This window comes from Phenylobacterium sp. (assembly GCF_030679875.1).
Classification (GTDB): domain Bacteria; phylum Pseudomonadota; class Alphaproteobacteria; order Caulobacterales; family Caulobacteraceae; genus Phenylobacterium.
The window spans coordinates 48,208-72,563 of record NZ_JAUXSP010000005.1 but is presented as its reverse complement, the minus strand read 5'-3'; the positions used below and the strand labels follow the sequence as shown (position 1 = coordinate 72,563).

The window sequence follows — 24,356 nt, the reverse complement described above, 5'->3', positions numbered from 1 at the left end:
CTCTCAGGTGCGCCCCAGAAGGACGGCGGCGGACGGAGTCGCCAGCACCCAGGCCATCGCATGGAGCCACCGCACGGGACGGCTCGGCGTGGGCGCGCAGGATGGAGCCGACGGGGTCTGGGTCTGACGGTCGTCATCAGCCAGTGGCGGGCGGCGGGCGAACTCCCGCTCGACGATCTGCATCTCGGAAAGCATTTGGGCGATCTCCTGAGTGAGAGATCATCATGGGCGTGGGCGCCAGGGGGCGCATTGAAGCCGCCGGCTCCGGGGCTTGATGTCCATCACCTGGCCGACCGCAGGAATTGGGCGCCCTGCGACACCGTATTGGCCCTGTCGCACGCCGCAGCGAATCGAACAGCCTGGACGGCCCACCCAGGAGACAGGCTGATGGCGTTCGACAATCCTCTCGCCCAGGAAATCTGGTCCAGCAAGTATCGCTTCGCACCCACCTCGGGCGCGGAGGCCGACGACTCCATTGAAGCGACCTGGCGCCGCGTCGCGGTCGCCCTCGCCGAGGGGGAGGCGCCGGATTTGCGCGCAGCTGCGGCCGGGCGGTTCCGGGCGGCCATGGAGGACTACAAGTTCATTCCCGCTGGCCGGATTCTGGCGGGGGCCGGGTCCGGTCGCGCGGTCACGCTCTTCAACTGCTTCGTCATGGGCAAGATCCCCGACAGCCTGGAAGCCATCTTCGGCCAGGTCCGTGAGGCGGCGATCACCATGCAGCAGGGGGGTGGGGTCGGCATGGACTTCTCCTCGATTCGCCCGTCTGGAGCTCCCGTCCGGGGGGTGGCCGCCGACGCCTCCGGTCCCCTCAGCTTCATGGATGTCTGGGACTCCATGTGCCGCACCATTATGTCAGCAGGACAGCGCCGTGGCGCCATGATGGGCTGTCTGCGCATCGACCATCCGGACATCGAGGCCTTCATCGACGCCAAGCGTGATCCGCTGCGGCTTCGGAACTTCAATCTCTCCGTCCTGGTGACAGACGCCTTCATGACCGCCCTGGAGGCGGATGCGGACTGGCCTCTGATGTTTCAAGGGCAAGTCGTCCGGACCGTCGCCGCCAAGGACATCTGGCGGCGTCTGATGCAGGCGACCTATGACGCCGCCGAGCCCGGGGTCATCTTCATCGATCGGGTGAACGCCCAGAACAATCTGAGCTATTGCGAAACCATCCTGGCCAGCAATCCGTGCGGCGAGCAGATGCTCCCGCCCTACGGCGCCTGCCTGCTGGGCTCGATCAATCTGGCCCGTCTCGTTGAAGCGCCCTTCAGCGCCGGCGCGCGGCTGGACATGTCTCAGCTCAGCGAATTGACCTACACGGCGGTGCGGATGCTCGACAATGTCATCGACATTTCGCGCTTCCCCCTCGAGGCGCAGGAGACTGAAGCCAAGGCCAAACGCCGCATTGGGCTCGGGGTCACCGGCCTGGCCGATGCGCTCGTGTTCTGCGGAGCGGCCTATGGGTCGGATGCGGCCGTCGCCCTGACGAGCGAATGGCTAGGTCAGATCAAGCGCGAAGCCTATCGCGCCTCGGCCGATCTGGCGGCCGAAAAGGGCCCCTTCCCGCTCTACGACCCCGCCATTCTTGACCGGCCAAACCTGCGCGACCTGGATGAGGACACCCGCGCGCGCATCGCACGTCACGGATTGCGCAACGGTTGCCTGACGTCCATCGCCCCCACTGGCACCACCTCGCTTCTGGCCGGCAATGTCTCCTCTGGCATCGAGCCTGTTTTCGCGTTCGCCTATACCCGCAAGGTCCGTCAACCTGACGGGGGCGCCCGCGAGGAGGCGGTCGAGGACTATGCGCTGGCCCTTTGGAAGCGCCTGCATGGTGACGCCGAACCGCCCGCCGACATCTTCGTCACCGCTCAGACGCTCAATCCCGCCGACCATCTGCGCATGCAGGCCGCCGCCCAGGCGCAGATCGACTCCTCCATCTCAAAGACGGTCAACTGCCCTGAAACCATCGGGTTCGACGCCTTCGGAGATGTCTATCTGGAGGGCTACCGGCTCGGCTGCAAAGGCCTGACCACCTATCGGCCCAATGCGGTGACGGGCTCGGTGCTCTCGGTGACGCCCCCTGCCGAACCCGCCGCTCAAGGCGCCCCCGTCATCGCAGCGCATGACCTCCCGGCCCGGCCTCGCGCCCTGGAGGGGGCGACGTACAAGCTCAAATGGCCAGAGAGCGCCCACGCCGTCTATGTGACGATCAACGATGTCGTCGATGAAGCTGGCCGTCGCCCTTTTGAGATCTTCATCAACTCAAAGAATATGGAGCACTACGCCTGGACGCTTGGTCTGACGCGAATGATCTCCGCCGTGTTCCGCCGGGGTGGCGAAATCGCCTTTGTCGTGGAGGAGTTGAAAGCGGTGTTCGATCCCCGTGGCGGGGCGTGGATGGAAGGCCGCTATGTGCCTTCGTTGCTCGCCGCCATTGGCGGTGTCATTGAGCAGCACCTGGCGCCGCAGCGAGGCGCCTCGGAGCCCATCGTCGTCCGGGTGGCCGACCCCGCGCCCGCCGAGCCGTCACACGCCCTTCCTGTACAGGCCTGCGCCTGCCCCAAGTGCGGCGGTTTTGAACTGGTCAAACGCGAAGGCTGCGAAAGCTGCGTGGATTGCGGCTACTCGAAGTGTGGATGAGGCGTCCCCTGCTTGATGGGGGTCAAGGCAAATGGCGCAGATGCGGCGCATTCTCATCACATGAGCACCGCATCACGCCGCCGCGCCTATGCCGGCCCAATCCTCTTCAGCTACGGCTTTAGACCGTTCTTCCTGGGCGGCGCCATCTGGGCGTCGATCACCGCCCCACTCTGGGTCTGGAGCTATCTGGCCGGGGACGGTTGGCTGACGCGTGAGTGGCATATCCATGAGATGTTGTTCGGCGCCCTTGCGGCCATCGTCGCCGGCTTCCTCACGACGGCGGTGCCCAACTGGACGGGCCGCATGCCGGTCATTGGCGCGCCCCTCGCCGGCCTGTTTGGTCTGTGGGTGGCAGGCCGGGTCGTCATGCTCGCGCCAGGGCTGTCGTCGGTGATCACCGGCGTCATCGATAGCGCCTTCCTCGTTGTCTTCGCCGCGGTAGTCTGGCGTGAGGTGCTGGCGGGGCGCAATTGGCGCAATGCCCCGGTCTGCCTGCTGGTCAGCCTTATGGCCCTGGGCAATGTCGTCTTCCATTTGCGCCCGGCCTTTTGGGACACCGATATCGCCTGGCGGGTGGGAATTGCCGCGATCGCCCTGCTCATCGCCCTGATCGGCGGGCGCATAGTTCCCAGCTTCACCAACAACTGGTTGAAGGCCCAGGGTCAGGCGCCCACAGCGCGTCCGGAGTCGCGGTTCGATCATCTGGTCCTGCTGGCGACGGCCGGCGCGCTTGCAGCCTGGCTTGTCGCGCCCGCCAGTGTTCTGGCCGGAAGCGCCATGTCAGCGGTCGGCGTGCTCAACCTCGTTCGCCTGGCCCGCTGGGGCGGATGGCGGACCCTGAAGGAGCCGCTCGTCTGGATCCTGCATGTCGGCTACGGGTGGCTGGCCCTGGCCCTCGGCCTGCTCGGTTTGGGCGTACTCAGCACTGTCGTGCCTCCGACCCTGGGCGTCCACGCCCTCACGGTCGGGGCTGTGGGCGTCATGACCCTTGCGGTGATGACGCGCGCCAGCCGAGGGCATACCGGACGTGCGCTCGCCGCTGACCGCAGCGTGCAACTGATCTACCTGCTGATCAATCTGGCGGCGGTCTTGCGCGTGGCCGCGGCGGCAGGATCGCTCAATCCGGTCCTGCTCAGCGCCTCGGTCATCGCTTGGTCGCTGGCTTTCGGACTGTTCGCCTTCACCCACATCCCGATGCTGACCCGGCCGCGCCCTATGGTCGCGGGCCAGGCTTGATGGCCGTCAAGCCGGGGCCGGGAAAGCTGAAATAGACTTGTCTTCATTGGCGGCGCTTCTCTCTCGCCGCAACGCTCCGAGCGTGTCGCCCTAAAGCCTCTGGCCACGGGCGGCTCGCCGAGCCGCTCATGGCGGCAAGGGTGAGGCCGGAAACGGTCTCGTCTCCCGTGCTTGGAAAGGGGCTCACGTGGAAACCTTCGCCGACGGCTTTGGCCGTCGATTCCGCTATCTGCGCATTTCGCTCACCGAGGTGTGCAACTTCCGTTGTGTCTACTGTCTACCCAACGGCTATCAGAAGGTCGCAGGCCCCGCCTTGATGACCCCGCTCGAGATCGAGCGACTCGGCCGTGTCTTCAGCCACCGCGGGGTCACGAAGTTTCGACTGACCGGCGGCGAGCCGACCGTGCGTCGAGACCTGGGCGAGATCATTGGACGCCTCAGCGCCCTGCCGGGCGTCAACAAGGTCGCGATGACCACCAATGGGTGGAACCTCGCCCGTCATATCGACGAATGGGCGGCCGCTGGCCTGACCAACCTGAATGTCAGCGTCGACAGCCTGGATCCCGAGGTCTTCCACCGCATCACCGGGCACAACCGTCTGAATTCGGTGCTGGAAGGCGTGGAGCGCGCCCTGGAGCTCGCCCTGCCCAACGTAAAGCTCAATGCGGTCCTGCAGCGCGATGCGATCAGCGAGGGGTTCGCGCCCTTCGCTGACTATGTCCGAACACGCCCGGTAGCCGTTCGCTTCATCGAACTGATGCGCACCGGCGACAATGTCGCCCTTTTCGAAGACCAGCATGTGCCTGGCGACCACTTGCGGCAGTGGCTTACCGAACGGGGGTGGAGCCCCTGTTCTCGAGGCGCGGATGATGGGCCCGCGATCGAATTCAGCCATCCAGACCATGTGGGTCGCCTTGGGCTCATCGCACCCTATTCCCCGGGCTTCTGCGACAGTTGCAACCGGCTAAGGGTCACCGCCGCCGGCAAGCTCAGGCTCTGTCTCTTTGGGGACGATGGGGTGGACCTGCGTCACCTTCTGGGCAGCGATGACGCCGCGCCCCTCGAGGCGCTCATCGAATCGGCCCTGCGGATCAAGCCTCGCGGCCATCGGCTGGCGGAAGGACGCACGGGGAACACCCGAAATCTGTCACAGGTGGGCGGTTAGTCGCCACCCATCGCCTCGGCTTGATACCTATCAAGCCGAGGCGCCCAGTCGATCAATCATAGCCTTGTGTATATTCTTCCATCACCATGTATTGCTGCGACATTCTGTCTGAATTGTTGTTGCGCACTGCAGCAATTGATCCGCATCAATCAGCCTAGACTATAGATCGTCCTATCCCTGGCTCACCGAGATTTGGCTCGGTCACGGCAAGGGGGACGATCGGTGAGCGCACCGACAGGCCATCAGCAGGGCGCCCAGACAGCATTGTGGATGAGCACGTTCTCATTCACGGCGTGTTTCGCCGTCTGGACCATCTTCTCGATCATCGGCGTGCAAATCCGGATCGACCTCGGTCTGTCTGGCGCACAGTTCGGCCTGCTGATCGGCACGCCCATCCTGACAGGGTCGCTGATCCGGCTGATCCTGGGCATCTGGGCCGAGCAGTACGGCGGCCGCATCGTCAACCTGGCGGTCATGCTCGCCGCGGCGGTGGCCACCTTCCTGCTGTCCTACGCCGAGACCTATCCGCAGTTTCTGATCGCGGCCCTTGGGGTCGGCATCGCTGGGGGCGCCTTCTCGGTCGGCGTGACCTATGTGGCCAAGTTCTTCCCCAAGGAACGCCAGGGCACGGCCCTGGGGATCTTTGGGGCCGGAAATGTCGGCTCAGCGGTCACCAAGTTCGCGGCGCCCTTTGTGATGGTCGCGCTCGGCTGGGAAGCCGTGGCCCAGATCTGGGCTGTCGCGCTGGCGGGGATCGCCATCCTGACCTTCCTGATCACGCGCGACGATCCAGAGCTCATTGCGCGCCGCGCCTCTGGCGAGAAGCCCGCCCGCGCTGGAGCCCAGCTCACCCCCCTGCGCAAGCTGCAAGTCTGGCGCTTCGCCCTCTACTACTTCTTCGTCTTCGGCGCGTTCGTGGCCCTGGCCTTGTGGCTGCCCAGCTACCTGGTTGGCGTCTATGGCCTGAACATCAAGGCCGCCGGCATGCTGGCCGCAGCCTATTCGATCCCAGGCTCCCTCTTCCGGGTGTTCGGTGGCTGGCTCTCGGACAAGATCGGCGCCCGGCGCGTGATGTACATCACCTTCGGCGTCAGCGTGATCTGCACCTTCCTGCTCTCCTATCCGGCGACACGCTATGTGGTCGATGGGATCAATGGACCGATCCGCTTCAGCCTCTCGACCGGCCTCATCCCCTTCGTCGTCCTGATCTTCGTCCTCGGCTTCGCCATGAGCCTGGGTAAGGCCGCCGTCTACAAGCACATCCCTGTCTACTATCCCGGCCACGTCGGCGCCGTCGGCGGTCTGGTGGGCATGGTCGGCGGCCTGGGCGGCTTCATCCTGCCCATCGTCTTCGGCGCGCTGAACGATCTCACCGGGATCTGGACCAGCTGCTTCATGCTGCTCTTCGTCCTGGCGGCGAGCGCGCTGACCTGGATGCACTTCGCCATCCGCCGGATGGAACAGAAGTCCGCCCCCCAACTGCGAGACCTGCCAGCCCTGCCTGAGATGGCCGGCATGATCCCCAATCCCACCTCCGCGCCTGGCGCCGTCGCGCCGACCGCGCGCTGACACTCGAAAGGGCAAGAAGCCATGTCTTCGGCAAAACCCGCCCGCCATGTCCTGACAGACTGGCGTCCTGAAGACCCCGAGTTCTGGAAGACCACCGGTCGGTCCACCGCCAGCCGCAACCTCTGGATCAGCGTTCCGAATCTGCTCCTGGCCTTCTCCATCTGGATGGTGTGGTCGATGGTGGTGGCCAAGCTGAAGCTGATCGGCTTTGACTTCACCACCGACCAGCTCTTCTGGCTGACGGCCCTGCCGGCGCTCTCGGGCGCCACGCTGCGGATCTTCTACAGCTTCCTCGTACCGATCCTGGGCGGACGGCTCTGGACCACGATATCCACCCTCTCGCTGCTGGTCCCGGCCATCGGCATCGGCGTGGCCGTCCAGCAACCGGAGACCCCCTACTGGGTGTTCGTCGCCCTGGCCCTGGCCTGTGGTCTTGGCGGCGGCAACTTCGCCTCGTCCATGTCCAACATCTCGTTCTTCTATCCGAAGGCCGAGAAGGGCAACGCCCTCGCCCTCAACGCCGGCTTCGGCAATCTCGGCGTCAGCGTCATGCAGTTTCTGGTGCCTGTCGTAATCGCCGCCGGCGCCTTCGCGCCTGTGGTCGGCGCGCCGCAAGTCGCCCTGGACGGCGGAGCCCGCAGCGAGATCTGGCTCCAGAATGCAGGCTTCGTCTGGATCCCGTTCATCATCGCCGCCGCAGTCGCGGCCTGGGTCGGGATGAACGACATCGCCTCGGCCAAGGCCTCCTTCTCAAGCCAGGCTGTGGTCTTCAAGCGCAAGCACAACTGGATCATGTGCTACCTGTATGTGGGCACCTTTGGCTCCTTCATCGGGTTCTCGGCAGCCTTTCCGCTCCTCATGCGGACCCTCTTTCCCGACGTGAACAGTCTTCAGTTCGCTTTCCTCGGCCCCCTGGTCGGCGCAGCGGCACGCGCTCTGACGGGCTGGGTCTCGGACAAGTTCGGCGGGGAGCACGTCACCCATTGGGTGTTCCTGGCCATGGCCGGGGGCGTGATTGCTGTCCTTCACAGCGTCGGGGCCTGGGGGGCTGAACCCTCCTTCGCGGTCTTCTTCGCCAGCTTCATCTGGCTGTTCGCCTGGACTGGTGTTGGCAATGCGTCGACCTTCCAGATGATCCCCGCGATCATGCGGGCCGACATGCCCCGGCTTATGCCAGATGCCGATGCGGTGGCTCGCCTCAAGGCCTCCGAGATGGAGTCGGCAGCCATCGTCGGCTTCTCGTCAGCCATCGGCGCCTATGGCGGCTTCGTCATCCCCAAGCTCTTCGGAGAGTCGCTCAAGGCGACCGGCGGTCCCGAAACCGCGCTCCTGATTTTCTTCGCCTTCTACCTTAGCTGCGTCGCGGTGAACTGGGCCTTCTACGGCCGCAAGACCTCCATGCTGCACGCCCCGCAAACCTCGAAACTGGGAGTCGCGGCATGAGCCACACCCTTGATCGCCTGGCGTTTTTCACGCGCAAGACTGAGCTGTTTTCAAACGGCCATGGCGTCCTCAACGACGATGACCGCACCTGGGAGCAGGCCTACCGGGACCGCTGGCAGCACGACAAGGTGGTGCGCTCCACCCACGGGGTGAACTGCACTGGCTCCTGTTCCTGGAAGATCTACGTCAAGGGCGGGATCGTCACCTGGGAAACCCAGCAGACCGACTATCCCCGGACCCGTCCGGAGCTGCCGAACCATGAGCCGAGAGGGTGCGCTCGCGGGGCCAGCTACAGCTGGTACCTCTATTCCGCGAACCGGGTGAAGTACCCGCTGATCCGTTCGCGCCTCCTGAAATTGTGGCGCAAGGCCCGCGTGACGCTCAGCCCGGTGGCGGCCTGGGCCTCCATCCAGAATGACCCCGCGCAGCGCGCCTCCTATGTGACCATGCGCGGCGCCGGCGGCTTCATCCGCGCCACCTGGGACGAGGTCACCGAGATCATCGCGGCGGCCAATGCGCACACCATCAAAGCCTGGGGACCTGATCGGATTTTCGGTTTCTCGCCGATCCCGGCGATGTCGATGGTCTCCTACGCGGCCGGCGCGCGCTACCTGCAACTGATCGGCGGAGTCTGCGGGTCGTTCTACGACTGGTACTGCGACCTGCCGCCGGCCTCTCCCCAGACCTGGGGCGAACAGACTGACGTCGCCGAGAGCGCGGACTGGTTCAATTCCGGCTTCATCATGCTGTGGGGCTCCAACGTTCCGCAGACGCGGACTCCGGACGCCCACTTCTACACCGAGGCCCGCTACCGTGGAGCCAAGTCGGTGGTGATCTGCCCCGACTATTCGGAGGCCTCGAAGTTCTCCGATCTGTGGCTGGCCGTGAAGCAGGGCACCGACGCAGCCCTCGGCATGGCGTTCGGCCACGTGATCCTCAAGGAGTTCCACGTTGACCGGGAGGTGCCCTACTTCCGCGAATACCTCCGCAAATATTCTGATTTGCCGATGCTGGTCCGGCTGGTCCCGCAGGACGGAGCCTATGTGCCCGAGCGTCTGCTGCGCGCCGCAGAGTTCGACCAGGCCCTCGGCGAGACCAACAACCCAGACTGGAAGACCGTAGCGCTCGACGAGGCTACGGGCGAGGTGATCGTGCCCAACGGCTCTATCGGCTTCCGCTGGGGCGAGGACGGCAAGTGGAACCTTGAGGAGAAGGATGGGCTTGGTCGCGAGACCTCGCTCCGACTGGGCCTCAAGGGTGTCCATGACGAGGTCGCCGCCGTCCGCTTCCCGTACTTCGGGGGCGCGGCCACAAACGGCTTCGCCATGACGGACCACCCGGACGTGCTGGTCCGCAACGTGCCGGTCAAGCGCATGAAGCTGCCCGAGGGCGAGACCCTGGTGGCCTGCGTCTATGACCTGTTCCTCGCCAACTACGGCGTCGACCAGGGCTTCGGCGGCGATCACATGCCGGCCAGCTACGACGATGTGCAGCCCTATTCGCCCGCCTGGGCTGAGGCCATCACCTCGGTGCCGAAGGATCAGATCGTCGCCGTCGCCCGCGGCTTCGCCGGCAATGCTGAAAAGACCGACGGCAAGTCGATGGTGATCATCGGCGCGGCGATGAACCACTGGTTCCACATGGACATGAACTACCGCGCCGTCATCAACATGCTGGTGATGTGCGGGTGCGTCGGCCAGACCGGCGGCGGTTGGGCGCACTATGTCGGCCAGGAGAAGCTGCGGCCGCAGACCGGCTGGGCGCCGCTGGCCTTCGCCACAGACTGGATCAAGCCCCCCCGGCAGCAGAACTCGACCTCGTTCTTCTACGCCCACTCCGACCAGTGGCGCTACGAGACCGTCGAGATGAGCGAGATCCTCTCGCCCACCGCCCCTGAAGGCGTCTGGGACGGGTCGATGATCGACTTCAACGCCAAGGCCGAACGGATGGGTTGGCTACCCTCGGCGCCAGCGCTGAAAACAAACCCGCTGGACGTCGCCAACGCCGCGGCCGCCGCAGGCCAGGACCCCAAGGCCTATGCGCTCGCCCAGCTGAAGAGCGGCGACCTTGAGATGTCCTGCATGGACCCAGACGACCCGGCGAACTGGCCGCGCAACATGTTCATCTGGCGTTCCAACCTGCTGGGCTCGTCCGGAAAGGGCCACGAGTACTTCCTGAAGCACCTGCTGGGCGCCAGCCACGGCGTCCAGGGCAAGGACCTCGGCGAAGACGGCCGGCGCAAGCCCAATGATGTGAAGTGGCACGAAGAGGCGCCGGAGGGAAAACTCGACCTCCTGGTCACCCTCGATTTCCGGATGTCGACCACGGCGGTCTACTCCGACATCGTGCTGCCGACAGCCACCTGGTACGAGAAGAACGACCTCAACACCTCCGACATGCACCCGTTCATCCACCCGCTTTCGGCGGCGGTGGACCCCGCCTGGGAGTCGAAGTCGGACTGGGAAATCTTCAAGGCCATCGCCAAGCAGTTTTCCACCGTCGCCCCGGAAGTCCTGGGCGTCGAGCAGGACGTCGTGCTCACGCCCATCCAACACGACAGCGCCGCTGAACTGGCCCAGCCGTTCGACGTCCGCGACTGGTCCAAGGGTGAGTGCGAGGCGATCCCCGGCAAGACCATGCCGCAGATCACGGTCGTGGAGCGGGACTATCCGAACACCTTCAAGCGCTTCACGGCGCTGGGTCCGCTGCTCAAGGCCAGCGGCAATGGCGGCAAGGGCATTGGCTGGAAGACCGACCATGAGGTCGATCTGCTGGCCGAACTGAACGGAAAGGTCCTCGAAGAGGGCCAGACCCAGGGCATGCCGAAGATCGAGACCGATATCGACGCCTGCGAGACCATCCTGATGCTGGCGCCAGAGACCAATGGCGAGGTGGCGGTCAAAGCCTGGGCGGCGCTCGAAAAACAGACGGGCCGCGAGCACGCCCACCTGGCCCTGCCCAAGGAAGATGAGAAAATCCGCTTCCGTGACCTCTTGGCCCAGCCGCGCAAGATCATCACCTCGCCGACCTGGTCCGGCATTGAGAGTGAGAAGGTCTGCTACACCGCCGGCTGGACCAACGTCCACGAACTGATCCCGTGGCGGACCCTCACGGGGCGTCAGCAGCTCTACCAGGACCACGAGTGGATGCGGGCGTTCGGTGAGGCGCTCTGCGTCTACCGTCCGCCGATCGACCTGAAGACCACCTATGTCCAGGGCGCCAAGCCCAACGGTGAGACTGAGATCGTCCTGAACTTCATCACCCCGCACCAGAAGTGGGGGATCCACTCCACCTACTCCGACAACCTGATGATGCTCACCTTGAACCGCGGCGGCCCGGTCATATGGATCTCCGAGGTCGACGCAAAGAAGGCTGGCCTGATCGACAACGACTGGGTGGAGGCTTTCAACGCCAACGGGGCGCTGACAGCGCGCGTCGTGGTGTCCCAGCGTATCCGTGAAGGCACGACCTTCATGTATCACGCCCAGGAAAAGATCGTGAATACACCGGGGTCGCAGATCACCGGCAAACGGGGCGGCATCCACAACTCGGTCACCCGCACGGTGCTGAAGCCGACCCACATGATCGGCGGCTACGCCCAGCTAGCTTACGGCTTCAACTACTACGGCACCGTCGGCGCGAACCGTGACGAATTCGTCGTGCTTCGCAAGATGACCAAGGTCGACTGGCTCGAAGAAGCCCTTAACACCAAGGATTTCGCCCAATGAAAGTCCGCGCCCAGATCGGCATGGTGCTGAATCTCGACAAGTGTATCGGGTGTCACACATGCTCAGTGACCTGCAAGAACGTGTGGACCAATCGAGAAGGCGTTGAATACGCTTGGTTCAACAACGTGGAGACCAAGCCGGGCGTGGGGTTCCCCCGGGACTGGGAGAACCAGAAGCGCTGGAACGGCGGTTGGGCCCGAAAGTCCAACGGCAAGATTGAGCCCAAGATGGGGGCCAAGTGGCGCATTCTGGCGAAGATCTTCGCCAACCCCGACCTGCCGGAGATCGACGACTACTACGAGCCCTTCGACTTCGACTACGGCCACCTGCAGACGGCGCCGGAGATGAAGGCGTTCCCGACCGCGCGGCCACGCTCGAAGATCACTGGCCAACGCATGGAGAAGATCGAACGGGGCCCGAACTGGGAGGAAATCCTGGGCGGAGAGTTCGCCACGCGCTCAGCCGACTACAACTTCGAAGGCGTCGAGAAGGAAATCTACGGCCAGTTCGAAAACACCTTCATGATGTACCTGCCGAGGCTTTGTGAGCACTGCCTCAACCCCACCTGCGTGGCGGCGTGCCCTTCGGGCGCGATCTACAAGCGCGAGGAGGACGGCATCGTCCTGATCGACCAGGACAAGTGCCGAGGCTGGCGCATGTGTGTCTCCGCCTGTCCCTACAAGAAGATTTATTACAATTGGGAATCCGGGAAGTCGGAGAAGTGCACCTTCTGTTTCCCGCGCATCGAGGTCGGCCAGCCGACCGTGTGCTCGGAGACCTGCGTCGGGCGTATCCGCTACCTCGGCGTCCTGCTCTATGACGCTGACCAGATCGAGGCCGCCGCCAGCACGCCTGATGATCAGGACCTCTACCAAGCGCAGCTCGATATCTTTCTTGACCCCACCGACCCGAAGGTCATCGCGCAGGCGCGCGCCGACGGCGTACCAGAAGCCTGGCTCGACGCCGCTCGGCAGAGCCCTGTCTACAAGATGGCCATCGACTGGAAGATCGCCTTCCCGCTGCATCCCGAATACCGAACCCTGCCGATGGTCTGGTACGTGCCGCCGCTCTCGCCGATCCAGAACGCGGCGGCGGCCGGCGCCATCGAGATGGACGGCGAAATGCCTGACGTCCACTCGCTGCGCATCCCGGTCAAATACCTCGCGAACCTGCTGACCGCCGGCCGTGAGGCGCCGATCGAACTGGCCCTGAGGCGCATGCTGGCCATGCGCGGGTACATGCGCGCCAAGACCATCGAGGGCCTCATCGACCACAAGCTGGCGGCAAGCGTCGAACTCTCCGCCGCCCAGATCGACGAGATGTATCGCTACCTGGCGATCGCCAACTACGAGGACCGCTTCGTCATCCCGTCCGCACACCGCGAAGTGGCGGAGGACGCCTACGACATGCGCGGCTCCTGCGGCTTCTCGTTTGGCAATGGCTGCTCCGGCGGACGCACGGAGCTCGGCCTGTTTGGACCCAACAAGCGCAGCCGCGCCAAAACCCCCATGGAGGCCTGACCCATGGCCCGCACCTATCAGGCGCTTGCGCACCTGCTCACCTATCCGACGCCCGACCTGCAGCGGCTCGCCCCTGGCGCCCTGGCGCTCATTGAGGCCGAGGCGATGGTTCCGAAGACGATCCGAAAGGCCCTGGGACGCCTGGTTGACCAGATCGCCAGCGGCGACATCTACGACCAGCAGGAGGGGTATACCGAGCTTTTCGACCGCACCCGGTCGTTGTCGCTCAATCTCTATGAGCACGTGCATGGCGAAAGCCGCGACCGCGGCGAAGCCATGGTCGCACTGGCCGAACTCTATCGCGCCCACGACCTTCACCTTTCGGCCAACGAACTCCCCGATTTCCTGCCGGTGTTCCTGGAGTTCCTCTCGACCTTGCCAGACGCCCAGGCCGCCTCGCTGCTCGGGGAGGCGACCCATGTCCTGGACGCCATGGGTGAGCGCCTTAAGTCGCGGGGCAGCGCCTATCGCGCCATCTTCGGCGCGCTCAGCAAGCTGGCCTCGCAGGCCGCCGACCCGGGCGCCTTGGCCGCACTCTTGAGCGAGCCCGATGAGGATCCCAACGATCTGGAGGCCATCGACAAGGCCTGGGCGGAGACCGCCGTCACCTTCGGCCCCTCCGACGTGGACTGCCCGAAGGCCACCGCTCTCGTGGACGCGATGATGGCCGAGCCCGGCCGCCAGCCGCGCCGCGCCGCCGCCAACGCCTGAGGTCCGCCATGCAACTCCTAAATCAATTTCTGTTCGGGGTTTTTCCCTACATTGCGCTCGCCGTCCTCGTGCTGGGATCGGTCCTCCGCTTCGACCGTGAACAGTACACCTGGCGCTCTGGCTCCTCGCAGCTCCTGCGACGCAAGCAGCTGGTGATGGGCTCGGTGCTCTTCCACGTGGGAATACTGACCATTTTCGGCGGCCACTTCGTGGGCCTCCTAACTCCGATCTGGGTGTTCGACGCCCTGGGCGTGCCGCACGGCGCCAAGCAGATTCTGGCCATTGTCGCCGGCGGCTTTGCTGGAGTCATCTGCCTCATCGGTGGTCTGATGCTCCTCCATCGTCGGCTGTTCGACCCACGGATCCGGGCCACCTCCAGCTTCGGCGACACCGCCATCCTCTCCCTGCTGCTGCTCCAGCTGCTCCTGGGTTTGGCGACCATTCCTTTGTCCGCTGGGCACCTGGACGGCCATGAGATGCTCAAGTTCATGAGCTGGGCGCAGGGGGTCTTCACCTTCCGGCCGGGCGTGGCGGCCTACGTCGCCGATGTGCATCCGATCTTCAAGGCCCACCTGGTGCTGGGGATGACCATCCTGCTGGTCTTTCCGTTCACCCGCCTTGTCCACATGCTGTCGGCCCCGGTCTGGTACCTGAACCGCCGCGGCTGGCAGTTGGTGCGCACCAAGCGCGCACTGCCCCTGCGTCGGGTCGCCGCCGCGCCTGTCTATCCGACAGCGCCAGTGTCGCCTCCGGCGCGCAGCGCATCAATCCAAGCTGTCCGCCCCGAAGCCCTCAAGACCGCCGAGTAGCGCCATGACCAGCACCCTCGTTGTCGAAGGCGTCGAAATCCCGGAGTTCCTCATCGCCGAGGAGGCCCAGCACCATCCAAGCGCAAGTCCGATGGAGGCTCGAATCGCCGCGGGCAAGGCGCTGGCGGTCAGGGCTCTGCTCCTTCACAGAGCCGACGAACTTGGCCTGGAAGCCCAGCCGCTGCTGGACGACAACGGCCGTGAGGAGACCCCCGAGGAGGCGCTTATCCGCGCCGCCCTTGACGCCGAAGTGGAAATCGAACCCCCGGGCGAGGCCGAATGCCGACGCGTTTACGACGCGCAGCGACATCGTTTCTCGACGCCCGTCCTGACAGAAGCCGCGCATATTCTCATTGAGCCGAAGTCTGATGATGCGGCGGGATGGGAGATTGCCCGGCAGGCTGTCGAGGCCATACTCGATCAGCTCGCGGTCAAGCCGGACCTGTTTGGCAAACTTGCGAAGGCGTCGTCTGACTGTCCCTCGGGAGCTGTGGGCGGCTCCCTGGGTCAACTCGGCCCAGGCGACCTGGTGGGGGAGGTCGAGCGCGCGCTCGCAGGTCTCAAGCCAGGCGAAATCCTGGCCACCCCGGTCCGCTCACGCTTCGGCTGGCACGTTCTCAAGCTTGACCGACGGATCGAGGGGAAGGCGCTACCGTTCGAGTATGTTGAGGACAAGATCAGGCTGCATCTTGAGAGCCGGGCCTGGACGGCGGCGGCGGCCCGCTATGTCGCTCAGCTCGCCGAACGGGCCCGAGCGGAGGGCGTAGCCTTCAGTCTGACGCAGGACGGGCGGTTTTCTAAAGGCGCCCCGTCCCTTGGCGCAATGCTGTCGGACGGCGCCTCGGCCGACCGGCTTGAAGCCTGGATGGATGCGACGGACACCGACTTGGCTGGCCGCGTCAAGGCGGCGGCGGCGGCAGAAAATCTCCAGGTCGCAATTTTCGTGCGTCGGGCGGTCCGGCACTTCGTCGATCACGCCACCGATGAGGCGTGGACCCAGCTCATTTCCGCTACCCAGGGAGCCGCCGATCCAGCGGTGGCGGCGATGGCTTCGCTGCTGAAGGCGCGGCTGACACCCAAGCCCGAGCACAAGCACACCTACACGCTCATCAAGCGGAGATAAGCCATGCGGTTGACCACTGTCGCGTTCAGTCTGGCGATCCTGGTCGCCCCGGGGCTTGCGCGCGCCTCGGAGGCGCCGACGCTCATCCTCGAGACCCGTCTTCGGCATGAGGCGGTCGATCAGAGCGGACTGAACAACACCGCCTCGGCGCTCACCTTGCGCACCCGTCTCGGATTCGAGACCGCGGCTTGGGAGGGCGTTCGGTTCCTGATCGAGGGCGAGAATGTTGTCGCCCTCAGCGACGAGTACAACTCCACCACCAACGGCAAGGTCGCCTATCCGATTGTCCCTGATCCGGAGACGACCGAGCTCAATCGGCTGCAGATCTCCTGGACAGGCGACAAGGCCGCCGCCGTCGTCGGGCGCCAGCGGATCATCCTCGGCTCGGCCCGGTTCGTGGGTAACGTCGGGTTCCGACAGAACGAACAGACCTTCGACGCCGCCCGACTGGACTTTAAACCGACCCCAGAGTTGGCGCTCACCTACGCCTATGTGGACCGCGTGCAGCGCATCTTTGGCGATGATCACCCACAGGGCGACTGGCGCTCTGACAGTCATCTGGCGCAAGCCGACTGGAAACCCGCCTGGGGGCAGGTCACCCTTCACGGTGAATGGCTCGACTTCGCCAACGCCCCTGCCCAGTCCAGCGCAACCTTGGGCGCAGGCCTGCGCATGGAACGGCCGCTTTCGGCGGGCGGGCTGAAAGGGAGCCTTGAGGCGGCCTACGCCCGGCAGGCGGACTATGCTGGCAACCCTGCAGACTTCGATCTGGACTACGCCGCGCTCACCCTCGGCCTTCGGCAGGGAGACACCTGGGCGAGCGTCGGGGTGGAGCGCCTGGATGGTGACGGGGGTCGCGGCTTCGCCACGCCCTTGGCCACGCTCCATGCGTTTCAGGGCTGGGCCGATGTGTTCCTGGCCACACCGCCCGGCGGCGTCCAGGACCTCAACGCCAAAGTGGGCGCCACCCTCAGGCCCACAGGCCTTCCTCCCATCCGCCTTGCCGCAGCGGTCCACCGTTTCACCGCCCCTGACGGCGGCGCTGACTTTGGGACGGAGCTGGACCTTGTGGCCTCTGCCCCACTGACCAAGCAACTTGCGTTCGAAACCAAGCTCGCCTGGTTCGAAGGTGACCGCCCTGGCTACGGCGACCGCACCAAGATCTGGATCAGCCTCGACTACCGTTACTGAGCGTCCTTGGAGAGCCGGCCATGCCTAGCGCCCCGCCTGCGGACATTGAAGAGATCCCCCGAGAGTTGCTCCACGAGCCCCTCGACTGGTTCTTCGCCGAGCACTATCGCCACAGGCAGCTCTGTCGGATGATTGAAGAGGTAGCCGCCCGCCGTGTCTTCGGTCCCGGCCCCATCAGCCAGATCATCGACTTCATCCGCTACGATCTTGCCTTGCACATCATTGATGAGGAGGAGGATCTCTTTCCCCTCCTGCGCCGTCGCGCCCTGCCTGAAGACGAAATCGAGAGTGTCCTGGGTCGGCTTTCCGCAGAGCACCGCGCCGATGTCACCCAATCGCAGGTCGTTCGCGATCGACTGGAGTCCTCGCTGACAACCCAGCGGCCGCCGGCCCTGGATCCAGAGACCAGGTCGCTGCTTCTCACGTTCGCCCGGCACGAATTGCACCATCTGGCGCTGGAGAACGCCGTGGTTCTGCCGATCGCCCGGCTGAGACTGACGGCTGCTGATCTGACCGCCTTGAGCCGGCGACTGGCCGCGAGGCGGGGCCTCGTCCTCGACGCCCGGCCATGATCTCGGAGCTGTTCGACAACAACATCCGCTGGGCGGCCACCCGCGCTCGCGTCGATCCAGAGTATTTCCGGCGTCTGGCGAGCCAGCAGGCTCCCTCCTACCTCTGGATCGGATGCTCAGACAGCCGGGTGCCTGCCAACGAGATCGTGGGTCTCGACCCCGGGGAGTTATTCGTTCATCGGAACGTCGCCAATCTTGCGCCGCCGCAGGATGCGAATTTCCTCTCGGTCCTTCAGTTCGCGGTGGAAGTCCTGAAGGTCCGACATGTCATCGTCTGTGGACACTATGGCTGTGGGGGCGTCCGCGCCGCCCTCTCCGACGAGCGCCACGGCTTGATCGACCACTGGCTGACCCCGGTGAGAAGCCTGTCGTGGCGTTGTGAGCATGAGCTCTCCATGATCACCGACCCTGAGGCCAGGGTGAACGATCTCTGCGAGCGCAATGTGATCGAACAGGTTCGGCAGATCACGGCCAACCCCTTCGTACGGGACGCCTGGCGCAAGAAGCAGCCTCTAGAGGTTCATGGCTGGATCTACTCCATCCAGGACGGCTTGCTGCGGGATTTGGAAGTGTCTGTTGGCCGGGTCGAGCGGGCGCGGGCCTTGTGGGAAACCAAGAGCGGCGACACCCGTGGCGCCGTCGCAAGGAAGCGCTGATGCGGCTTTGTGTAGTGCTGGCCGGCGGGGCGGGACGCCGCATGGGCGGCGATAAACCACAGCGCCTCTATCAGGCTCGCGCTCTCGGTGAACACGCCCTGTCTCTGGCGGCGAGCTTCGCCAACCATGTGGCTCTATCGGTCCGCGAGCGGCGTCAGGCCGAAGCGCTCCCGCCGGTCCAGCTCCTATTTGATCCGCCGGAGATTCAAGGGCCCCTGGCCGGGATCGCCAGCGGCCTGGCTCACGGGGTGGCCATTGGGGCCGCTCACGTCCTGACCATCCCTTGCGATGCGCCCCATCTGCCCGGCGATCTGTACCTGAGGCTGGAGGAAGCCCTTGCCCGGGATCCTGCGGCCCTCGCCGCTTCGGCGAGTGACAGCCGCCAGGACCACCCCACCTGCACCCTGTGGCGCGTCGAGGCGCTTGAGCCTCTGTTGCGCTACGCCCAGTCCGGCCGCCTGTCACTTCGCGGGGCGCTTGCGGAGCTCAAGGCCCGCCAGGTTCTGTGGGCGGACCCACGCGAGCGCCTGTTTCTGAACATGAACACGCCAGAAGACTTGGCCGGCTAGGGGCCCGTCGACCGCACGACCACCCACATCGTCCCTGACATAGATCAAGGCTGGAACGTGCAAAGGCGTCATGCTCCACACTGACGGAGGACCATGGATGCCGATCAAAGAGGCCGATCTCGCACGCGTCAGGGAGTTGCCATTCCTAAAGGCCGCCAGCGAAGACACTTTCCGTCGCCTGATTCAGGGCGCCTTTCTTCAACGCTTTCCGGCCGGGACAACCCTGCTCACCGAAGGTGACAGCGTCGATTTTCTCTACATCGTGCTCGATGGAACGGTCGAACTCTCAGGCACCTGGAACGACAAGGAGACCATCCTCGCCCTCCTTGGGCCCCTGTCGACCTTCATTCTGGCCGCCGTTGTCCTGGACGCCAGCGCCCTGATGAGCGCCACCACTCGGGATCGCTCCGACATCCTGATGATCTCAGGTGAGACCCTTCGCCGGGTGATGCATGAGGACGCCGCCTTCAGTTTCGCCGTGTCCCAGGAACTGGCGGGCTGCTACCGCGGTCTGGTTCGCTCCATGAAGAGCCAGAAGCTCCGCGGCGGGATCGAGCGCCTGGCCAACTATCTGATCACCCAGCGCGTGCGCCAGGGGAATGCGGAGACAATCACGCTCCCCCATGAGAAGCGCGTGCTGGCTTCATTGCTGGGCATGACCCCTGAGAATCTGTCCCGCGCCTTCGCCAGCCTCGCTGACTATGGGGTGGTCGTGAATGGCCCGCTCGTGACCATCGGCCGGCTCGTGGTCCTGACACGCCTGGCCAAGCCTGACGCCCTGATCGACAATCACGCCCCTGACGACATGCGTGGTCGGGGCAAGGCCCTGCTTGAGGCCTGGCCAAACCAACCTGAGCGGATGACGGTTTGAAGCCCCCAGTCTGACCAAAGGCGAACGGCGTGTTGATGGACGACATTCGTCGTCATTCCCCCTCGCCTTAAACCTCTTCCGGGCGCCTGTTCTCGCCCGGAAAGGCCGAATATGCCGTTCTCAGCGGAGCGCTTGTTTGCGCGCGTTCTGACCGACCTGACCCTCGCCCTAAGACCTCCCGTGGAGATGCTGCTCAATCTCGCCGTCAGGCGGGCCTGGCAGCGCTCCGCCAACGCCTTCGGACGCTTGGGCCGCTTTCAGGGCCACCCCTATCTGATCGATCCGGAAGACCTCCCCGTCGCCTTTGAATTGACCCTGAATGCGCATGGCGGCGCCGTGAAGGTGGTCCGCCGCCCCCTTCAGCCCCTGGGCTACGTGGCCGAGATCTCGGGTGAACTCATGGATCTGCTGGCGCTCTTCGACGGCTCGGCCGATGCAGATGCGACCTTCTTCGCCGGCGGGCTCACCGTACGTGGCGATACGGGGGCGGTGCTGGCCCTCCATAACGCCCTGGAAGCGGCCGACCTTCGCCTCGCCGACCTGCTGGTTCCTGCCGCCCTGGCCCCCGGGCTTGATCCTGTTTTGCAGCGAATTGTTGATTGGCGCCGCGCGGCCAGGCGCACGGGAGGCAAGCCCCATGGGGTCCATTGAACTCGTCTGTCCCGCCGGCTCGCCGGCCATGCTGGAGGCGGCCATCGAGGCGGGCGCCGACAGTGTCTATTGCGGTCTGCGCGACGAAACGAATGCGCGGAACTTTCCGGGCCTCAACTTCGACGCCGCTGAATTGAGGCGCGCCGTCAACTTCGCTCATCAGAAGGGCGCCAAGGTGCTGGTGGCCATCAACACCTTCGCCCGCGCCGGCGGCGAGGAGCGGTGGCGGACCTCTGTGATGACCGCAGTCGCGGCCGGCGCCGATGCGATCATCGCCGCCGACCTCGCCGTCCTCGCCCATGTCCGGGAACTGAGCTCGACCGTGCGGCTGCACCTGTCGGTGCAGGCTGCCGCGAACACCCCTGAGGCGATCCGGTTCTATGTGGAGACGTTCGGTGTCCGGCGGGTTGTCGTCCCCCGGGTCATGTCCGCATCGGAGATCGCCGACCTGATCAAGGAGTCGCCGGCCGAGATCGAGGCCTTCGTCTTTGGTGGGCTTTGCGTCATGACCGAAGGTCGCTGCGCGCTTTCATCCTATGTCAGCGGCCAGTCCCCTAACCTCTCGGGCGTATGCTCACCCCCGGAGGCGGTGAGTTTCGAGCGCACCGCCGAAGGCATGGTGTCACGCCTGTCCGGTCTGGCCCTCGACAAGACCCCGCCTGGCGCCACAGCCGGCTATCCCACCCTGTGCAAGGGGCGTTTCGCGACCGACGGAGACGCCACCTATCTGTTTGAAGAGCCGACCAGCCTTAACGCCATGGGCCTGCTGGCCAGCCTGCGGCAGGCCGGGGTGAAAGCCGTCAAGATCGAGGGACGCCAACGCGGGAAGGCCTATGTGGCGCGCGTGACGCGGGCCTTCCGCAAGGCGATCGACGCCCTCGATCGCGGCGAGAGCACCGCGCCCTTTGAGCACATGCTGACCGATCTGGCCGAGGGGGGGCGAGAGACCGAAGGCGCCTATAACAAGCGGTGGCGGTGACATGACCTTGGAGATCACCCTTGGCCCCCTGCTGTTCAACTGGCCCGCCGAGGACATCGCAGCCTTCTATGAGCGCATGGCGTGCGAGCCTCTGGTGCGCCGCATCTATCTCGGCGAGGTCGTGTGCGGGAAGCGCGAGCCTCTGGCCGCCGCCACTCTGCTGGCGGCGGCGGCGTTGCTGCGCGACGCTGGCAAGGAGGTGGTCTGGTCGACCCTTGGCCTGATCTCCACGCCGAGGGACCGACGCCTGCTCCAGGGCATCGCGCAGCAGGATGAACTGCAGCTGCTGGAGCTGAACGACCTCGCCGCCATGAGCCTGCTTCCCCCAGATCGCACCTTCGTCGCAGGTCCGCTGCTCAATATCTACAATGGCTCGGCCGCCCAGATCCTTATCGACCGCGGCTGTGAGCGCCTCTGCGGCAATATCGAGCTGTCCCTGGCCGCGATTGGGGAAATCCATCGGGCCTGTCCTGATCTTGAGATCGAGATCTTCGGTTTTGGCCGGCTCCCCCTGGCGCTCTCGGCGCGCTGCCATCATGCGCGGCAGGCCGGACTGTCCAAGGATACCTGCCGATTTGTCTGTGATCGCGATCCCGACGGCCAGACGGTCCAGACCCTGGAGGGCGCGGCCTTCCTCAGCATCAACGGTATTCAGACCCTGTCCCACGGCGTTCACACGGTCGCCGCATCCCCTGAGGACCTGCGGACCGCCGGCGTCCGGGCCGTGCGGCTTTCGCCGCACGCCTGCGACATGTCGGCCGTGATCGCGGCGTATGGCCGCTATTTCGAGACTGGAGACCGAGGACGGCTGCTGGCTCAGCTTCGCGCCTGTGATCTGCCGGGCCCCCTGGTCGATGGCTATCTGGAGGGCGCCCCCGGCATGCGTCTGGCCGCCGACCTATGAGCCCGCCCTATGGGGCCATCATACTGGGCGGCGGCCTTGCCGGCGCATCGCTCGCCGCCGAGCTGGCGTCGCGGGTCAGCCTCCTGATCCTGGAGAAGGAAGAGCATCCCGGTCATCACGCCAGCGGAAGATCAACCGGCATGTTCATCCCCTCCTATGGAGGGCCGGCCATCGCCGCACTGGCTGAAGCCAGTCGATCCTATTTCGAGGCGGCGCCAGGATCACGCCCGCCTCTGTTGACCCCCCGCGCAGTGTTGCATGTCTCCTCCCGACGCCGCGCCGCGCCCAGCCCCACGGCCACATGGGTCAGCCAGGCGAAAGTCCGTGAACTCTGCCCCATACTCAGGACGCACAACCTCAAATCGGCCTGGTTGGAGCGTGGGACTGGCGAGCTCGACGCTGTAGGGGTTCACCAGCGGCTGATCACCACGGCGATCCGCCGGGGGGGCGCGCTGCGGCTCGGCGTCCAGCCGCACAAAATCAGTCATGACGGCGACGCCTGGCGCCTGCAGATCGAGGGCGAGGAGCTCAGCTGCTCCGCCCTGATCAACGCCACTGGAGCCTGGGCCGATGACACTGCGGCGGGCTGTGGCCTGACGCCGCTTGGGCTTTCCGCCTATCGGCGGACGGTCGTGCTCGTCGATCCGCCTGAGCCCCGCAAGCCGGTGCTTGAGGGGCCGATCGTCAAAGACATGGCGGACACCTACTACTTTCGCCCTTTCGGCCAGGATCTGCTGGTCTCGCCCTGTGACGAGACGCCGTCAGCGCCAACCGATGCGCAGCCAGAAACCCAGGATATCGCCCTGGCTGTCGCCCGGCTGAAACGGGCCACCGGCCACGAGCCCCGACGCATCAAGCATCAGTGGGCGGGATTGCGTAGCTTCGCCCCAGACCGCTTGCCGGTGATCGGTTGGGACTTGCGCGCCCCGAATTTTTTCTGGTTCGCCGGGCTTGGCGGATATGGCGTCCAGACTGCGCCCGCCGCCGGGCGTCTGGCCGCCGCGCTCTTTCTGGCGGCCAAGCCCCCGGGCGCCGGGCGGATGGGGGGCCCAGCCCCCCGCGACTTTTCCCCCATGCGGCTGGCCGGGATATAACTCTGTCGCGCTGGGGTATAGAGCCCTGCCTGGATCAGGCGGTCTCCGACAAACGCAGGAATATTGCCATGACGGACTCACACTTCGACCAACTGCTGAAGGCCGCCGCCAGCCAGCCGGAACCGCAGCGGCTGCTGTTCGTATTTACCGCCGCTGAGTTGCCGGCCGATGCGACCGAGGCTCAGCGTGAACACTTCCTCGCGGGCGCAGGGGGCACGCTGTCGCCTTTGATGTGCGTCGACAAGGCCGCTTCCGACCTCGCTGACTTCGCCGCATTGGCAGCCGAGGCCAAGCTGGCCGGCCCCCCATGGCAGATCGTTTTCGCCGCCGCTCTTTCGGGCCAGGGCGGAAAGCCCCCGAGCCAGGCGCAGGTCGAGGTAGCGCTGCAGGGGATGGTCGACGCGATCCACGTCGGTGGCGTGGGTCGATACGCCGCCTTCGACCTCAATGGGGATCCGATTCAATTTGGAGGGCGCTAGGTCGCGGACGCGATAGCCCTCCCCCGGACCAGGCCTTCAAACCTCGTGGGGGCGGCGCCAATGATCGCTGCCCGACGACGAAGCGAGTCTGGGGCGGTTGCTATTGGCGCCGATAGCGCGTCTGGTGAACGCCTCCAACGCGTGGCGTTACGGAGGCGCTCATGTCGCCTGCTGACCTCAAGAGACTGAATATCGAGCACTTCGAGCGCGTTCTTACCCGGACGACAGACGTGGCGGAGCGAGCGAAAATCGCCAGGTTCATTGTTGAAGAACTCGCCAAGCCCGATCGCGCCTACCCCGCCCATCGCCCCTGACGTGCGCCGCCAAAGGCGGAGGCAAGAGACCATTGACCCAGGGCGCATCAGGCTCGCTGCTCGCTGTCTGTAGTGTTGATTGATACGGGTCGGCAGCAGTCACCCTTGATCCTGATCACAAGCCCC

22 protein-coding genes and 1 riboswitch are annotated in these 24,356 nt (G+C 65.2%); of the genes, 21 read left to right on the top strand and 1 reads right to left on the bottom strand.

Annotation, left to right across the window (positions count from 1 at the left end):
• Positions 1 to 3 precede the first annotated feature (3 nt).
• On the bottom strand, positions 4 to 195 hold the full coding sequence (locus tag Q8K84_RS03035) for a hypothetical protein (protein WP_305280604.1): 192 nt from the start codon (positions 193 to 195) through the stop codon (positions 4 to 6).
• Between the two features lie 192 nt (positions 196 to 387).
• Between Q8K84_RS03035 and Q8K84_RS03030 the strand changes: the two genes are divergently transcribed.
• From Q8K84_RS03030 to Q8K84_RS02930, 21 genes are all read left to right on the top strand, one after another.
• Complete coding sequence (locus Q8K84_RS03030; protein WP_305280602.1) at positions 388 to 2,646, top strand: adenosylcobalamin-dependent ribonucleoside-diphosphate reductase; 2,259 nt, start codon at positions 388 to 390, stop codon at positions 2,644 to 2,646.
• 60 nt (positions 2,647 to 2,706) lie between these two features.
• The gene (locus tag Q8K84_RS03025; RefSeq protein ID WP_305280599.1) at positions 2,707 to 3,882 is read left to right on the top strand and encodes an NnrS family protein; all 1,176 of its coding nucleotides are present in this window, start codon (positions 2,707 to 2,709) and stop codon (positions 3,880 to 3,882) included.
• Positions 3,883 to 3,943: 61 nt separating this feature from the next.
• Positions 3,944 to 4,080, top strand: a riboswitch (molybdenum cofactor riboswitch).
• Positions 4,070 to 5,047: a GTP 3',8-cyclase MoaA gene (moaA, locus tag Q8K84_RS03020; RefSeq protein ID WP_305280595.1), complete on the top strand. Its 978-nt coding sequence runs from the start codon at positions 4,070 to 4,072 to the stop codon at positions 5,045 to 5,047. (Overlaps the previous riboswitch by 11 nt.)
• Before the next feature lie 270 nt (positions 5,048 to 5,317).
• On the top strand, positions 5,318 to 6,616 hold the full coding sequence (locus Q8K84_RS03015; RefSeq protein ID WP_305280593.1) for a nitrate/nitrite transporter: 1,299 nt from the start codon (positions 5,318 to 5,320) through the stop codon (positions 6,614 to 6,616).
• A 21-nt stretch (positions 6,617 to 6,637) separates the two neighbouring features.
• Positions 6,638 to 8,059, top strand: a complete 1,422-nt coding sequence (locus tag Q8K84_RS03010; protein ID WP_305280590.1) for a NarK family nitrate/nitrite MFS transporter — start codon at positions 6,638 to 6,640, stop codon at positions 8,057 to 8,059.
• A complete protein-coding gene (locus tag Q8K84_RS03005; RefSeq protein WP_305280587.1) occupies positions 8,056 to 11,787 on the top strand; it encodes a nitrate reductase subunit alpha in 3,732 nt (1,243 codons plus the stop codon). The genes Q8K84_RS03010 and Q8K84_RS03005 overlap by 4 nt, the downstream gene beginning before the upstream one ends.
• Entirely contained in the window at positions 11,784 to 13,307 is a 1,524-nt protein-coding gene (gene narH / locus Q8K84_RS03000; RefSeq protein WP_305280585.1) for a nitrate reductase subunit beta, read from the top strand. The genes Q8K84_RS03005 and narH overlap by 4 nt, the downstream gene beginning before the upstream one ends.
• A gap of 3 nt (positions 13,308 to 13,310) precedes the next feature.
• A complete protein-coding gene (gene narJ / locus Q8K84_RS02995; protein WP_305280582.1) occupies positions 13,311 to 14,018 on the top strand; it encodes a nitrate reductase molybdenum cofactor assembly chaperone in 708 nt (235 codons plus the stop codon).
• An 8-nt stretch (positions 14,019 to 14,026) separates the two neighbouring features.
• Positions 14,027 to 14,827: a respiratory nitrate reductase subunit gamma gene (narI, locus tag Q8K84_RS02990; RefSeq protein WP_305280579.1), complete on the top strand. Its 801-nt coding sequence runs from the start codon at positions 14,027 to 14,029 to the stop codon at positions 14,825 to 14,827.
• A 4-nt stretch (positions 14,828 to 14,831) separates the two neighbouring features.
• Positions 14,832 to 15,950 carry a peptidylprolyl isomerase gene (locus Q8K84_RS02985; protein WP_305280577.1) on the top strand — a complete coding sequence of 373 codons (1,119 nt, stop codon included), beginning with the start codon at positions 14,832 to 14,834 and terminating at the stop codon, positions 15,948 to 15,950.
• Between the two features lie 3 nt (positions 15,951 to 15,953).
• Positions 15,954 to 17,141: a hypothetical protein gene (locus Q8K84_RS02980; RefSeq protein WP_305280576.1), complete on the top strand. Its 1,188-nt coding sequence runs from the start codon at positions 15,954 to 15,956 to the stop codon at positions 17,139 to 17,141.
• Between the two features lie 20 nt (positions 17,142 to 17,161).
• The gene (locus Q8K84_RS02975; RefSeq protein WP_305280573.1) at positions 17,162 to 17,713 is read left to right on the top strand and encodes a hemerythrin domain-containing protein; all 552 of its coding nucleotides are present in this window, start codon (positions 17,162 to 17,164) and stop codon (positions 17,711 to 17,713) included.
• Complete coding sequence (locus Q8K84_RS02970) at positions 17,710 to 18,369, top strand: carbonic anhydrase (protein WP_305280571.1); 660 nt, start codon at positions 17,710 to 17,712, stop codon at positions 18,367 to 18,369. Before Q8K84_RS02975 ends, Q8K84_RS02970 begins: the two co-directional genes overlap by 4 nt.
• Positions 18,369 to 18,938, top strand: coding sequence for a molybdenum cofactor guanylyltransferase (locus tag Q8K84_RS02965; RefSeq protein WP_305280568.1), 570 nt, complete (start codon positions 18,369 to 18,371; stop codon positions 18,936 to 18,938). The genes Q8K84_RS02970 and Q8K84_RS02965 overlap by 1 nt, the downstream gene beginning before the upstream one ends.
• A gap of 97 nt (positions 18,939 to 19,035) precedes the next feature.
• Positions 19,036 to 19,809 (top strand): cyclic nucleotide-binding domain-containing protein, encoded by a 774-nt coding sequence (locus Q8K84_RS02960; RefSeq protein WP_305280566.1) that lies wholly within the window; start codon positions 19,036 to 19,038, stop codon positions 19,807 to 19,809.
• 132 nt (positions 19,810 to 19,941) lie between these two features.
• On the top strand, positions 19,942 to 20,460 hold the full coding sequence (locus tag Q8K84_RS02955; protein WP_305280564.1) for an SCP2 domain-containing protein: 519 nt from the start codon (positions 19,942 to 19,944) through the stop codon (positions 20,458 to 20,460).
• A complete protein-coding gene (locus Q8K84_RS02950; protein ID WP_305280561.1) occupies positions 20,447 to 21,439 on the top strand; it encodes a peptidase U32 family protein in 993 nt (330 codons plus the stop codon). Before Q8K84_RS02955 ends, Q8K84_RS02950 begins: the two co-directional genes overlap by 14 nt.
• A 1-nt stretch (position 21,440) precedes the next feature.
• Positions 21,441 to 22,343: a U32 family peptidase gene (locus Q8K84_RS02945; RefSeq protein ID WP_305280558.1), complete on the top strand. Its 903-nt coding sequence runs from the start codon at positions 21,441 to 21,443 to the stop codon at positions 22,341 to 22,343.
• A complete protein-coding gene (locus Q8K84_RS02940) occupies positions 22,340 to 23,437 on the top strand; it encodes an FAD-binding oxidoreductase (protein ID WP_305280555.1) in 1,098 nt (365 codons plus the stop codon). Before Q8K84_RS02945 ends, Q8K84_RS02940 begins: the two co-directional genes overlap by 4 nt.
• 68 nt (positions 23,438 to 23,505) lie before the next feature.
• A complete protein-coding gene (locus Q8K84_RS02935; protein WP_305280552.1) occupies positions 23,506 to 23,916 on the top strand; it encodes a ribonucleotide reductase subunit alpha in 411 nt (136 codons plus the stop codon).
• A 161-nt stretch (positions 23,917 to 24,077) separates the two neighbouring features.
• Positions 24,078 to 24,230 (top strand): hypothetical protein, encoded by a 153-nt coding sequence (locus Q8K84_RS02930; RefSeq protein WP_305280550.1) that lies wholly within the window; start codon positions 24,078 to 24,080, stop codon positions 24,228 to 24,230.
• Positions 24,231 to 24,356 lie beyond the last annotated feature (126 nt).

Coding starts and splice junctions, on each gene's coding strand:
- Q8K84_RS02980 (WP_305280576.1), top strand. CDS start 15,954: ATGCGGTTGACCACTGTCGCGTTCAGTCTGGCGATCCTGGTCGCCCCG.
- Q8K84_RS03030 (WP_305280602.1), top strand. CDS start 388: ATGGCGTTCGACAATCCTCTCGCCCAGGAAATCTGGTCCAGCAAGTAT.
- Q8K84_RS03015 (WP_305280593.1), top strand. CDS start 5,318: ATGAGCACGTTCTCATTCACGGCGTGTTTCGCCGTCTGGACCATCTTC.
- narJ (WP_305280582.1), top strand. CDS start 13,311: ATGGCCCGCACCTATCAGGCGCTTGCGCACCTGCTCACCTATCCGACG.
- Q8K84_RS02965 (WP_305280568.1), top strand. CDS start 18,369: ATGCGGCTTTGTGTAGTGCTGGCCGGCGGGGCGGGACGCCGCATGGGC.
- Q8K84_RS02985 (WP_305280577.1), top strand. CDS start 14,832: ATGACCAGCACCCTCGTTGTCGAAGGCGTCGAAATCCCGGAGTTCCTC.
- Q8K84_RS03035 (WP_305280604.1), bottom strand. CDS start 195: ATGCTTTCCGAGATGCAGATCGTCGAGCGGGAGTTCGCCCGCCGCCCG.
- Q8K84_RS03005 (WP_305280587.1), top strand. CDS start 8,056: ATGAGCCACACCCTTGATCGCCTGGCGTTTTTCACGCGCAAGACTGAG.
- Q8K84_RS03025 (WP_305280599.1), top strand. CDS start 2,707: ATGAGCACCGCATCACGCCGCCGCGCCTATGCCGGCCCAATCCTCTTC.
- narH (WP_305280585.1), top strand. CDS start 11,784: ATGAAAGTCCGCGCCCAGATCGGCATGGTGCTGAATCTCGACAAGTGT.
- Q8K84_RS02975 (WP_305280573.1), top strand. CDS start 17,162: ATGCCTAGCGCCCCGCCTGCGGACATTGAAGAGATCCCCCGAGAGTTG.
- Q8K84_RS03010 (WP_305280590.1), top strand. CDS start 6,638: ATGTCTTCGGCAAAACCCGCCCGCCATGTCCTGACAGACTGGCGTCCT.
- Q8K84_RS02945 (WP_305280558.1), top strand. CDS start 21,441: ATGACCTTGGAGATCACCCTTGGCCCCCTGCTGTTCAACTGGCCCGCC.
- narI (WP_305280579.1), top strand. CDS start 14,027: ATGCAACTCCTAAATCAATTTCTGTTCGGGGTTTTTCCCTACATTGCG.
- Q8K84_RS02940 (WP_305280555.1), top strand. CDS start 22,340: ATGAGCCCGCCCTATGGGGCCATCATACTGGGCGGCGGCCTTGCCGGC.
- Q8K84_RS02970 (WP_305280571.1), top strand. CDS start 17,710: ATGATCTCGGAGCTGTTCGACAACAACATCCGCTGGGCGGCCACCCGC.
- Q8K84_RS02960 (WP_305280566.1), top strand. CDS start 19,036: ATGCCGATCAAAGAGGCCGATCTCGCACGCGTCAGGGAGTTGCCATTC.
- Q8K84_RS02950 (WP_305280561.1), top strand. CDS start 20,447: ATGGGGTCCATTGAACTCGTCTGTCCCGCCGGCTCGCCGGCCATGCTG.
- Q8K84_RS02930 (WP_305280550.1), top strand. CDS start 24,078: ATGTCGCCTGCTGACCTCAAGAGACTGAATATCGAGCACTTCGAGCGC.
- Q8K84_RS02935 (WP_305280552.1), top strand. CDS start 23,506: ATGACGGACTCACACTTCGACCAACTGCTGAAGGCCGCCGCCAGCCAG.